The sequence below is a fragment of the Actinocrinis sp. genome, assembly GCF_035946395.1.
Lineage (GTDB): Bacteria > Actinomycetota > Actinomycetes > Streptomycetales > Catenulisporaceae > Actinocrinis.
The window spans coordinates 1-12,920 of sequence record NZ_DASYZI010000443.1 but is presented as its reverse complement, the minus strand read 5'-3'; the positions used below and the strand labels follow the sequence as shown (position 1 = coordinate 12,920).

At 68.5% G+C, this 12,920-nt stretch carries 7 protein-coding genes and 1 tRNA gene; 7 read left to right on the top strand and 1 reads right to left on the bottom strand.

All coding sequences use genetic code 11. The features are described 5' to 3' along the window. The 7 genes from VGS97_RS28220 to VGS97_RS28190 all read left to right on the top strand — a co-directional run. On the top strand, nt 1-1,937 hold a 1,937-nt coding region (locus VGS97_RS28220; RefSeq protein ID WP_326856718.1), incomplete at its 5' end, for a sodium-translocating pyrophosphatase. 116 nt (nt 1,938-2,053) lie between these two features. Continuing rightward, nucleotides 2,054-3,574 (top strand): DUF7059 domain-containing protein, encoded by a 1,521-nt coding sequence (locus VGS97_RS28215; RefSeq protein ID WP_326856717.1) that lies wholly within the window; start codon nt 2,054-2,056, stop codon nt 3,572-3,574. A 384-nt stretch (nt 3,575-3,958) separates the two neighbouring features. Further along, nucleotides 3,959-6,787: a type I DNA topoisomerase gene (topA, locus tag VGS97_RS28210; RefSeq protein WP_326856716.1), complete on the top strand. Its 2,829-nt coding sequence runs from the start codon at nt 3,959-3,961 to the stop codon at nt 6,785-6,787. A 114-nt stretch (nt 6,788-6,901) separates the two neighbouring features. Further along, nucleotides 6,902-8,266, top strand: a complete 1,365-nt coding sequence (gene tmk / locus VGS97_RS28205) for a dTMP kinase (protein ID WP_326856715.1) — start codon at nt 6,902-6,904, stop codon at nt 8,264-8,266. Beyond that, a complete protein-coding gene (locus tag VGS97_RS28200; RefSeq protein WP_326856714.1) occupies nt 8,263-9,483 on the top strand; it encodes a DNA polymerase III subunit delta' in 1,221 nt (406 codons plus the stop codon). The genes tmk and VGS97_RS28200 overlap by 4 nt, the downstream gene beginning before the upstream one ends. Nucleotides 9,484-9,617: 134 nt before the next feature. Continuing rightward, a complete protein-coding gene (locus VGS97_RS28195; protein ID WP_326856713.1) occupies nt 9,618-11,207 on the top strand; it encodes an alpha/beta hydrolase in 1,590 nt (529 codons plus the stop codon). 65 nt (nt 11,208-11,272) lie between these two features. Then, a tRNA-Thr gene (locus VGS97_RS28190) sits at nt 11,273-11,346 on the top strand. A 48-nt stretch (nt 11,347-11,394) separates the two neighbouring features. Here VGS97_RS28190 and VGS97_RS28185 read toward each other — a convergent pair. Then, a partial coding sequence (locus VGS97_RS28185; RefSeq protein WP_326856712.1) for a tyrosine-type recombinase/integrase occupies nt 11,395-12,920 on the bottom strand: 1,526 nt, incomplete at its 5' end.

Here is a 12,920-nt window from a genome sequence, read left to right as displayed (position 1 = left end):
AGGACGCGATGGAACTGGCCTTCAAGGCCGGCGGCGTCTCCGGGATGTTTACGGTCGGCCTGGGATTGCTCGGCGCCACCATCATCTTCCTGTACTTCCAGCAAGATGCGATGAAGGTGCTGGTCGGCTTCGGCTTCGGCGGCTCGCTGGCGGCGCTCTTCATGCGCGTCGGCGGCGGCATCTTCACCAAGGCGGCCGATGTCGGCGGCGACCTGGTCGGCAAGATCGAGGCCGGCATCCCCGAGGACGACCCGCGCAACGCCGCGACCATCGCGGACAACGTGGGCGACAACGTCGGCGACTGCGCGGGCATGGCGGCCGACCTGTTCGAGTCCTACGCGGTCACCCTGGTCGCAGCGCTGATCCTGGGTCTGACCGCGTTCGGTTCCAAGGGCTTGGTCTTCCCGCTGATCGTGCCGATGATCGGCGTGCTGACCGCGGTCGTCGGCATCTTCGCCGTCTCGCCGCGCCCCGGCGACCGCTCCGGGATGGCCGCGATCAACCGCGGCTTCTTCATCTCCGCGGCGGTCTCCATCGTGTTGGTGGCCGTCGCCGCCTTCACCTACCTGCCCAGCTCCTTCACTGCCCTGGTCTCGGGCGGCGCCCGGTCCGGGGCCAGCGGTGACCCGCAGGTGATCGCGCTGGTCTCGGTGGTCATCGGCATCGTGGTCGCGGTGCTCATCCAGCAGTTGACCGGCTACTTCACGGACACCCACTTCCGGCCGGTCAAGGACGTCGGCAAGACCTCACTGACCGGGCCGGCGACCGTGATCCTCTCCGGCATCTCGCTGGGCCTGGAGTCCGCGGTCTACTCCGCGGTGCTCATCGGCGCTGGCGTGTTCGGTGCCTACCTGCTTGGCGGCACCTCGATCTGGGTCTCGCTGTTCTGCGTGGCGATGGCCGGTACCGGCCTGCTGACCACGGTCGGCGTCATCGTGGCGATGGACACCTTCGGGCCGGTCTCGGACAACGCCCAGGGCATCGCCGAGATGTCCGGCGACGTCAGCGCCGAGGGCGCACAGGTGCTCACCTCGCTCGACGCGGTCGGCAATACCACGAAGGCGATCACCAAGGGCATCGCCATCGCGACCGCCGTGCTCGCGGCGACCGCGCTGTTCGGCTCGTTCCAGGATGCCGTGGAGGAGGCCGCCGCCAAGGCGGGCGGGGTCACCGGCTCCGCCGAGTCGGTGCTTCAGTACGTCGGCATCCTGAACGTGGCGGACCCGCGCAACCTGGTCGGCCTGCTGCTCGGCGCCGCAGTGGTGTTCCTCTTCTCCGGGCTGGCGATCAACGCGGTGTCCCGCGCGGCCGGCGCGGTCGTCTTCGAGGTGCGCCGCCAGTTCGCCGAGATCCCCGGGATCATGGAGGGCACCGGACGGCCGGAGTACGGCCGCGTGGTGGACATCGTCACCACCGACTCGCTGCGCGAACTGGTCACGCCCGGCCTGCTCGCGGTGATGGCCCCGATCGCCGTCGGCTTCTCGCTCGGCGTCGGCGCGCTCGGCTCCTACCTGGCCGGCGCGATCGGCACCGGGACCCTGATGGCCGTCTTCCTGGCCAACTCCGGCGGCGCCTGGGACAACGCGAAGAAGCTGGTCGAGGACGGTCACCACGGCGGCAAGGGCTCCGAGGCGCACGCCGCCACCGTCATCGGCGACACGGTCGGCGACCCGTTCAAGGACACCGCGGGCCCCGCGATCAACCCGCTGATCAAGGTGATGAACCTGGTCTCGCTGCTGATCGCCCCGGCGATCGTCGCGATGTCCATCGGCACCAGCAGCAACTCGCCGGCCCGCGCGGCCATCGCGGCCGTCGCCGTCCTGGTGATCATCGGCTCGGTCTGGAACTCCAAGCGCAAGTCGATCGCGGTCAAGGCCGAAGTCCCCGGACAGCCCGACGCCGCGGACGAGTCGAACGGCGCCATTGCGCACGTCTGACACCTGGCGTGTAACAGCTGACACGTAACACAGGCTCAGCGACTGCCCGCACACGGCCCGCGCGTTGCCCGAAAGGGTGGCGCGCGGGCCGTGCGCGTTGCATAGAGTTCTGTTCCGTGACCGAGCTGATGACGGATCAGAGTGCCATCGAGCGGCTGCGTGAGGCACTGCTCAAGGCGCAGTACACGGCGGACGGCTGCCTTGAGGCGCTCGGTCCCATCGCTTACTCGGCGCTTTCACGCAACGAGTCGGTGGCCGCGTCACGCGCCGTGCATCCTGACGACTCGCCGATCGCGTCGTTGATCAAGCTCTTCGTGCTTCAGGAGAGCGTGGTCCGTTCTGCGGCTGCACGGGCGCTTCCGTTGGATGACGCGCTGGCCGGTGGGCTTCTGGCCGAGGACAGTGTTGACGGCACCGTGCGCGCGCGGGTCGACATTCGGCCTTACGGCGAGTCCGACGTCGACTGGTGGCTCGTTTCGGACCTCGGGGCGGGTCTGGTCACCGGCCACAGCGCCCCGATGCAGCCCGATTATGTGCTCGGCGTCGGCGGTGCCTCGACGACCCTCGCGCAACTCACCGTGCGTGAACCGGTCGAGCGCGCGCTGGACGTTGGAACAGGCTGTGGGGTCCAGGCGCTGCACCTGTCGAGGCACGCCACCGAGATCGTGGCGACCGACCTGAACCCGCGCGCGCTCGAATTCGCCCGGCTGACCGCCGCACTCTCGCTCGCCGAGCAGGCCGACCGGATCGATCTGCGCTCCGGCGACCTCTTCGAGCCGGTCCGCGGCTCGCGGTTCGACCTGGTGGTCTCCAATCCGCCGTTCGTGATCTCGCCGGAATCCGCGCGCGGTGCCGGACGTTTCGTCTACCGCGACGCGAGCCTGCCCGGCGACGAGTTGTGCCGCCGCGTCCTCGAACAGGTCCCGGTGTACCTCGCCGAGGACGGCTGGTGCCAGATCCTGGCGAACTGGCTGCACGTCGAGGGCGTCGACTGGCGCGAACGGGTGGCCCCCTGGGTGCGCGCCACCGGCTGCGACGCTTGGGTGGTCCAGCGCGAGGTGCAGGATCCGGCCGAATACGCGGAGCTGTGGCTGCGGGACTCCGGCGACTACGGCAGGCCCGAGTACGTGGAGCGTTACCAGGCCTATCTCGACTACTTCAGCACCAACCGGATCGAGGCGGTCGGCTTCGGCTGGATCACACTGCGCGCTACCGGCGCCGAGCAGCCGGTCCTCCGCTTGGAGGAGCTGACCGGGCATATCGATCAGCCGCTCGGCGCACTGGTGCCCGACTGGTTCGAGCGGCAGGCCTTCCTGCGCGAGACCGAGGACGACGAACTGCTTGCCACCACGCCCTCCGTCGCGCCCGGCCTGATGCTCGAACAGGTGGCGCAGCCTGGCGAGGGCGGCTGGCAGGCGGTGTCCACCCGGATCCGGCAGACCTCCGGGCTGCGCCGTTCGGGCGACATCGACCAGGTCGGCACCGCGCTGCTCGGCGTGCTCGACGGCCAGCGCATCCTCGGTGACGTGCTCGATCGCATCGCGACCGACTTCGGGCTCGCTCCCGAGGCGCTGCGCGCCGGAGGCCTCGACGCGGTGCGTTCACTCGTCGAGGAGGGTTTCCTGAGCGTGACCTGACTTGTCGTAGTACTCATCGCAGCACTTGTCGCTGCGGTTGCCGACTCGTGAACGTAACCCGCTCTTCGAGACGAGCCGGGGCGGCGGCGAAAGAGCGGTGGCGGGTAGGTGCTTTCCTACCAGCCACCGCTCTACAGCCGCCAACAAAACCCCGGCTCGCCTCGAAGAGCCACATGAGCACTGTGTGTCTGGGCGTACCCTGGTCTGCGAGTCGCGTTCACGGGGCTGAAGGTAATACTTTCGTCGCCCGCGCCTCACCCGCAGGGGACGGCGCGACCGAGGGTGCCGCCGCGCACCTTCGAGGGCGGGTGATTCTCCCCACGCCGCGAGGGGTATCCCTTCGCGCGTGCGTGGCTTCGAACAGGACAGGAAGGACGGACGACTGTGCCGCCGAGCAGCAAGGCCGGGAGCGGGGCCGACGCGCCGCCCGCGCGCCGTCTCGTCATCGTCGAGTCCCCGGCCAAGGCCAAGACGATCAAGGGCTACCTCGGCCCGGGGTACGTCGTCGAAGCGAGCGTTGGACACATCCGCGACCTGCCGACCACCGACACGAAGCACAAGATCCCGGCCGCGGTCGCCAGCCAGCCCTGGGCCCGGCTCGGCGTGGACGTCGACCATGACTTCGAGACCGTGTACGTCGTCTCCGACGGCAAGGACGACCAGGTCAGGAAGCTCAAGCAGCTGCTGAAGGAAGCCGACGAGCTCTACCTGGCCACTGACGAGGACCGCGAGGGCGAGGCCATTGCCTGGCACCTGGAGCAGGAGCTCAAGCCCAAGGTCCCGGTCCGCCGGATGGTCTTCCACGAGATCACCAGGGACGCGATCCAGCGCGCCGTCGCCAACCCGCGGCAGATCAACATGCAGCTGGTCAGCGCGCAGGAGACCCGCCGGGTGCTGGACCGGCTGTACGGCTACGAGGTCTCCCCGGTGCTCTGGCGCAAGATCACCAACGGCACGTCGGCCGGGCGCGTTCAGTCCGTGGCCACCCGTCTGGTGGTCGAGCGCGAACGGGAGCGGATGGCGTTCGTCCCGGCCGCGTACTGGGACCTGACCGCGCTGTTCGACACTCGGCGCGACGGTGACGACCCCCGGACGATGAACGCCCGCCTCGCCTCCGTCGGCGGAGTGCGGGTGGCTCAGGGCCGTGACTTCGGGCCGGACGGTGCGCTCAAGGCACGTGGCGAGGTCGTCCACCTCGACGAGGAGGCCGCTCGCGCCCTGGTCGCCGCGCTCTCTGACACCGAGTTCGCGGTCACCTCGGTTGAACGCAAGCCCTATCGCCGCTCTCCCTACGCACCGTTCCGCACGACAACGCTTCAGCAGGAAGCGGGACGCAAGCTGGGATTCGGCGCGCAGCGCACGATGCAGGTGGCGCAGAAGCTGTACGAGAGCGGCTTCATCACCTATATGCGTACGGACTCGATCACGCTGTCTGACACCGCGATCGCGGCCGCACGCACTCAGGTCCGTGAGCTGTACGGTGCCCAGTACCTGCCCGACGCGCCGCGCAAGTATGAGTCCAAGGTCAAGAACGCGCAGGAGGCGCACGAGGCGATCCGCCCTTCCGGTGAAAGCTTCCGTACCCCGGCGCGGACTGGTCTGACCGGCGACGAGTTCCGGCTCTATGAGCTGATCTGGATGCGTACCGTCGCCTCGCAGATGAAGGACGCGACCGGCCACTCGGTCACAGTCCGCGTCGGTGGCGAAGCGTCCGACGGCCGCGCCGTCGAGTTCACCGCCTCCGGGAAGATCATCTCCTTCCACGGTTTCCTGAAGGCCTACGTGGAGGGTTCGGACGACCCCGACGCCGAGCTGGACGACCGTGAGCGGCGGCTGCCCGCCGTCGACGAGGGCCAGCCACTGGCCGCCACCGAGATCGAGGCCGAGGGCCACTCGACCAAGGCTCCCGCGCGCTACACCGAGGCGTCGCTGATCAAGGAGCTGGAGGAGCGGGAGATCGGGCGTCCCTCGACGTACGCGACGATCATCAACACGATCCAGCAGCGCGACTACGTGTTCAAGAAGGGCACCGCGCTGGTCCCGTCCTTCCTGGCGTTCTCCGTGGTCGGCCTGCTGGAGAAGCACTTCGGCTCGCTGGTCGACTACGAGTTCACCGCGCGGATGGAGCAGGACCTCGACCGGATCGCCCGGGGCGAGGCCGAGCCGGTGCCGTGGCTCAAGCGGTTCTACTTCGGCGACGGTGACGCGCTCGAAGGGCTCAAGGCCCTGGTCACCGACCTCGGCGGGATCGACGCGCGCGAAGTGAACACGTTCCCGGTCGGCGACGGCATCATGCTGCGGGTCGGCAAATACGGCCCGTACGTCGAGCGGATCGGTCCGGACGGCGTCGCGGCGGCGCGCGCCAACGTCCCCGAAGACATCGCACCCGACGAGTTGACGCCCGAGTTCGCTGCGGAGCTGTTCTCCCGGCCGTCCGGTGACCGTGAGCTTGGTATCGACCCGTCGACGGGCTACATGATCGTGGCCAAGGACGGACGTTACGGCCCTTACGTCACCGAGATACTTCCCGAGGGCACACCCAAGACTGGTAAGAACGCCGTCAAGCCGCGTACCGGCTCGCTGTTCAAGGACATGTCGCTCGACGACGTCGATCTCGACACCGCGCTCAAGCTCATGTCCCTGCCGCGCGTGGTCGGCGTCGATCCGAATACCGACGAGGAGATCACCGCGCAGAACGGCCGCTATGGCCCGTATCTCAGGCGCGGCACGGATTCCCGTTCGCTGGAGGACGAGGAACAGATCTTCACGATCACCCTCGACGCGGCGCTGGCGATCTACGCGCAGCCCAAGGCGCGCGGGGCGCGCGGCACTGCCAAGCCCCCGCTGCGCGCGTTCGGCGCGGACCCGGTTTCCGGAAAGCCGATAACGGTCAAGGAAGGCCGGTTTGGTCCGTACGTCACGGACGGGGAGACTAACGTCACGGTTCCGCGCGGGACCGCGGTCGAGGAGTTGACCGAAGAGCGGGCCGTCGAACTGCTCGCGGAGAAGCGGGCCAAGGGCCCGGCGCCGAAGAAGCGTGCGGCGAAGAAGAGTGTTCCCGCGAAGAAGACCGCCTCGACCGCCAAGGCGACAGCCGCCGCGAAGAAGAGTGCCGGTAAGACTGTCGTATCGAAGAGCACCATCTCTAAGAGTGCTGCTGCTAAGAGTGCTGCCGCCAAGAACACCGCTGCCAAGAACGCCAGGTCTTCCTGACCCGACCTGAGTCCCTCCCTGCGGCTGCGGCGCTTTCCAACCTGGTGTCCGCCCGGCGAAGTACCCTGGCAAGCAGGGATGCGCGGCTCGACGAGGACGGGAGGGTGGGTCGGAATGCGGTCCAGACTGAGCCGGATCTCGGCCGCGGCGGGCGGACGCCGCGCGGCGGCGTCACAGTCGGCTGGGCGCAAGTTGTCCGGCTGGTTCATCGCGGTGGAGGGTGGTGACGGCGCGGGCAAGAGTACGCAGATCGACGCGCTCACAGCCTGGCTGCGTAAACGCGGATTCGACGTGGTCACCACCCGCGAGCCCGGGGCCACCGTGCTCGGCGCCAAGCTGCGCGAGATCCTGCTGCACGCCAAGGACCGCGAGCCGGTCTCGGCGCGCGCCGAGGCGCTGCTGTTCGCGGCCGACCGCGCCGACCACGTCGAGAAGGTCGTGCGACCGGCGCTGGAGCGTGGCGCGATCGTGCTCACCGACCGGCACGTCGACTCCTCGATCGCATATCAGAGCGGTGGGCGCGGCTTGGACGCCGCGGACATCGCCGCACTCTCCGCGTTCGCCACCGACGGCCTGCGTCCGGACCTCGTCATTCTGCTTGATGTCGATCCGGCTGTGGCCTGGGAGCGCTCGCAGGCCCGCGGCGACGCGCCGGACCGGCTCGAAGCCGAGCCCGCCGAGTTCCACGCAAGGGTCCGCGAGATGTTCCGCTCCCGCGCCGCCGCCGAGCCGTCCCGTTACATCGTGGTGGACGCAGGCGAGCCTGCCGGCGTGGTCACCGGGATCATCGAGGACCGCCTGGAGAAGGTGCTGCCGCTCTCGGCGCGGGAAGTCGCGGAGGCTGAGGCGCGTGAGAAGGCACTGCGCGAGGCACGGGAGGCTGAGCAGCGCGAGCAGGAGGCGAGACTCGCGGCTGAGCGTGCCGAGGCCGAGCAGGAAGCCGAGCGTCGACGGGCCGAGCAGGAGGAGCGGCGCAGAGCGGAGGAGCGGCGCCGCGAGGAAGAACGTAAAGCGCGTGAACGGCGTGAAGCCGAGGAGCGCGCACGGCTTGACCGGGAGAAGGCTGAGCAGCAGCGCCGAGCCGAGGCCGACGAGCGGGCCGCGAAGGTGCGCGAGGAGGAGGATCGTCGGCAGGTGGAGGCAGACGCCGAGCAGCGTCGACAGTCCGAACTGGCGGTGCGTCAGGCCGAGGCGCGGGCCAGGGGCCAGGCGCGTGAGCAGGCCACGCGCGAGTTGGAGGAGCGTGCCGAGTCGGAGGCGCGCACCGCGCGTCTCGTCGAGGCCGCGCGGCGGCTGCGGGAGGCCTCCGCTTCTGCTGACGCTGCGGACTCGGAAACGACAGCCGTGCTCCCCGTCACCCAAGGCCCCGATAAACCCGGTGATAACGGCCACTACGACGACGATGAAGATGACGACGATGACGACGACGTGCCGCGCAGCCGGTGGCGTCTCGGCAACCTGGGCAAGAGGAAATCGTGAGGGACCAGGGTGGCGGCCTGTGGAGCGCACTGATCGGGCAACCCGGCGCCGTGGAGCGCCTTCACACGGCTGCTGAGGCGGCTCGTGCGGTGCTTGCCGACCAGACCGGTCCCGCCGTTGCCGCGATGACTCACGCGTGGCTGTTCACCGGTCCGCCCGGCTCGGGCCGATCCACCGCAGCTCGGGCGTTCGCCGCCGCGCTCCAGTGTTCTGACGCGTACGCCCCCGGCTGCGGCCAGTGTCAGGACTGCCACACCGCGATCGCTGGTACGCATCCCGACGTCACGCTCGTCGCCACCGATCAACTGACTATCGGTGTGGATCTGACCCGCGGCCTCGTGCTGGGCGCCGCGATGTCGCCATCTCGCCGCCGGTGGCAGGTCATCGTGGTCGAAGACGCCGACCGGATGACCGAGGGCGCGGCGAACGTGCTGCTCAAGGCGATTGAGGAACCCGCGCCACGAACCGTGTGGATGCTGTGTGCGCCTTCGACGCAGGACATGCTCCCCACGATCCTGTCCCGTTGTCGGCACCTCGCGCTGCGCACGCCGTCTCCCGACGCCATCGCCGACGCTCTGAGCGCTGCCGAGGGAGTCGAGCGTGCCCGAGCATATGGCGCGGCTCAGGCTGCTCAGGGCCACATCGGCCGTACGCGCGCCTTGCTGCACGACGAGGCCGCAGTAGCCGGCCGAGCTGAAGCGCTCAAGTTGCCGGGCGAGGTCGCTGACGTCGGACGCGCGCTCAGGGCCGCGCAGCGTCTCGTCGACGCCGCCGCGGCCGAGGCCAAGGTGCTGAACGACGCGCTCGACGCGAAGGAGACCGAGGAACTGAAGGTGGCCCTCGGCTATGGCCAGGGCAAGGGAGCCGGAAGCGCGCGCGGCGTCGCGGGGTCGGTCGGCATCCTTAAGGAGTTGGAGACCAAGCAGAAGCGGCGGGCCACCCGGACCCAGCGCGACGCGCTCGACCGGGCTCTGATCGACATCGCGGCGTTCTACCGTGACGTGCTTGCCCAGCAGTTCGATCCCGCCGGAACAGCGGCCCTCGGGCTGGTCCACCAGGATCACGCGCAGCAGACCGGGGCCGTCGCCGCGCGTTCAACGCCCGAGGTGACGTTGCGGCGGATCGAGGCGGTCCTGGAAGCGCGCAAGGCCATCGCCGCGAACGTGGCTCCGCTGCTGGCCGTGGAGTCGATGGCGATGGCGCTGCGGGCCGGATGAGTGAATGAGCCGGCCGAACCGCTGCGGCCGTACTGGTCCGCAGGTTGCAGTCCGTTCGGCGTAGCGTAAGCGCCGGAATCGCGGGAAGGCGACCGACCAGCGCGACACATCCGGATCACCTGAAGGGGGCGTCGATGCAGCAGCGCCTGGGGTTCACCCGACGTACGGGACGAATGGCGCTTGCCATCGCGACCTTCGTGGTCACGCTCGCATCGTGCAGCATCGCGAGCGGCCACTCGGTGCCCGCCGCGAGTGTCCACACGTCGTCCGCCGCACTTGACGGTACTGCTTCCGCCCCAGCCGACCTGACTGGCGTCCCCGATCAGCTCAAGAGCTACTACAAGCAGATTGTGAACTGGTCAGACTGCGGCGGCGGATTCCAGTGCGCGTCAGTCAAGGCGCCGCTCGACTACGACAAGCCGAACGGCGCCGTGATCAGCCTCGCGGTCGTCCGCAAGCCGGCCACCGACCAGGCGAACCGTATCGGCTCCCTGCTGCTCAACCCGGGCGGCCCAGGCGGCTCAGGCATCGAGTACGCGCGTTCGTCCGGCGTGGTGAGCGCCGCCGTCGCCGCACGTTTCGATCTGATCGGCTTCGACCCGCGCGGCGTAGGCCAATCCGCCGCCGTGCACTGCCTGAGCGACAGTCAGATGGACACGTTCCTCAACGTGCCACCAGATCCGGTCGGCGGGGCGGAACTCGCCCAGGAGGCCGATCAGGCGAAGTTCTTCGCCGACCAATGCGCGAAGCATTCCGCGACGCTGCTGCCCCACGTCGGGACGGTCGACGCGGCGCGTGACATGGACGTGCTGCGCGGCGTCCTCGGCGACTCGAAGCTCTACTACCTCGGCAAGTCCTACGGCACCTATCTCGGCGCGATTTATGCCGACGAGTTCCCGCAGCGTGTCGGAAGGCTCGTCCTCGACGGCGCGATCGATCCGTCGCTAACGTCGGATCAGCTCAACCTCACGCAGGCGACCGCCTTCGACGCCGCGCTGCGCCACTTCGTGCAGGACTGCGCGACGCAATCCGGCTGTCCGCTCGGCACCGACGTCAATGCGGGCCTGACCAGGCTCAAGACCTGGGTCGACGGCCTGGACGCCAACCCGATTCCCGGCGACTCCACCCGCAGGCTGGGCGAGGCCCTGGCGATGACCGGCATCGCCGTGGCCATGTACGACCAGTCCTGGTGGCCGGACCTGCGAGCCGCCCTGACCAAGGGGTTCGCCGGAGACGGCTCCGCGCTGCTGGCCATGGCCGACATCTACAACAATCGTGTCGGCGGCCACTACCAGAGCAACGAAACCGAGGCCAATTTCGCGGTCAACTGCGTCGACCACCCCGACGAAGCCACCTCAGCGGCCCAGGTCCAGCAGGCGCTGCCCACGTATCAAAAAGCGGCCCCGTTCTTCGGCGAAATGGTCGACTGGTCCACGCTCCCCTGCGCCTACTGGCCCGTCACCGCAGGCACCACCCCGCACAAGGTCCAGGCCGTCGGTGCGGCCCCGATCCTCGTCGTCGGCACCACTCGCGACCCCGCGACCCCGTACGCGTGGGCCCAGGGCCTTGCCACCCAACTCGACAGCGGCCACCTGCTCACCATGAACGGTGACGGCCATACGGCGTACCTACGCGGCTCGACCTGCATCAACAGCGCCGTGGACGTGTATCTCCTGCGCGGCGTGATCCCCTCCGCAGGAACTGTGTGCCAGCAAGGGCAGTAGAACGGCTACACTGGTGCCCCGGTGCGGTGATCGTCGTTCGACACACTCCGCATTCAATGTGTCATGCCCCCTTAGCTCAGTCGGCCAGAGCGACGCACTCGTAATGCGTAGGTCATCGGTTCAATTCCGATAGGGGGCTCACCAAGCGAGGCCAGGTCAGACTAGTTCTGACCTGGCCCTTTGCTCGTCAGATGACTCGAACCTGCCGCCTCCTCTTCTTCGCCCTGAGTAAGGCGGTCTCAGTTCTGGTCTCAGTTGTCGGCTTTTCGGCCTTCTTCGGCTGCTCCCACAAGGCGTCTCCCATGCGCCGCATCGCCTCCTGCGCCATGGGCGTGGGTACGTGGAGGTAGCGCTTAGTGACGCTCATCTGGCTGTGCCCCAAGATCTCCATGACGGTCCGGATGTCTACGCCCTGCTCCATCAGGAGCGTCCCGGCGGTGTGCCGTCCGTCGTGGACTCGCGAGTCCCGGATGCCCGCCGCCTTGAGCAGGTCCTTGAACTCTTCCCAGTCGTCACGCGGGTCGATGGGCCGTCCGTTCGGCTGACAGAACAGCAGGTCGTATTCCTCCCACAGGTTCGCGGCCTTCTCGCGCTCCTGGTCGAGCCAGGCGAAGTGTTCGCGCAGCAGCGGGATGAGCGGCGGCGGGATCGGCACAATCCGCTTGCTCTTGGCCTTGGGCTCGGTGAAGACGAGGCCGCCGCCCCAACGCTTCGGGCAGGTGGAGGCGTGCCGCACACATCCGGCCGGGCACGGTTTCGGGCATCCGCGCGTATAGCTGGCGTGCGTCTTACAGCCGGGTCGGCAGGCCACGGTTTTGTGTAGGCGTTGTCCACAGGCCTGTGGATCGTCGCAACCGTGCTGCCACCCGAGGCGCTGAAGCTGCCACCACACCTTGATCGAGCCTGTGTCGAGATCGACGTAGGCGCGGCGCAGTCCGAGGGCTTCTCCCTGGCGCAGTCCGAGGCTCATGCCGATGGCCCACCGAAGGGCGTTGCGGCGCTCCAGAGCGGCCTTCAGGACCGTGCGAGCCTCATCCTGCGACAGGGGCGTGATCTCGACTTCCGCGACCGTGGGCGGGTCAACGAGCGTGGCGACGTTGCGCCCAATGAGCTGACGGCGCTCGGCAATCTTCAGCGCGCGCGAGATGATCCGGTGCACCTTGAGCACGTGCGACGGGGCGTGCCCCTGCTTGAGCAGGTTCAGGTACAGCTCGTCCAGGTGTTCCGGCCGAAGCCGGTCGAGACGGTGCTTGCCGATGCCCGGAACGATGTCGTTGCGGGTCTTCGACCAGTAGTCGTCCAGACTGCGTGGCTTGAGCTTCTGCGGCGCGATGGTCGTCAGGTACGTGGCCATCCACTGTTCGACGGTCGGCACCCGGCCCGCTTTCGCCGCACGCCCGGCGTCGCGCTGCTTCTCCAGCGTCTTGACCTTCTTCTTGACCTCGTTGAGAGATCCGGCTGACCGGTGACGCCGATCCTCGCTGCCATCGGCTTTCACACCCATAGTCACGCGGCCGTGCCAACGGCCATCCTTGCCCTCGTAGATCGTTGATTCGAGGTTTCCCTTGCGGGTTCCCATAGTTAGCTTCCTGACATACAGGTGGGCGCCAAGGCAGATTGCGTGGCGCCCCCGGGTGTCGGACGGTGGACGTAGGCGGCGGATGCCGGGGGGGTGGCGGCGTTGCTTTAGTGGGCCGCCCCGCGGGTTCGGGG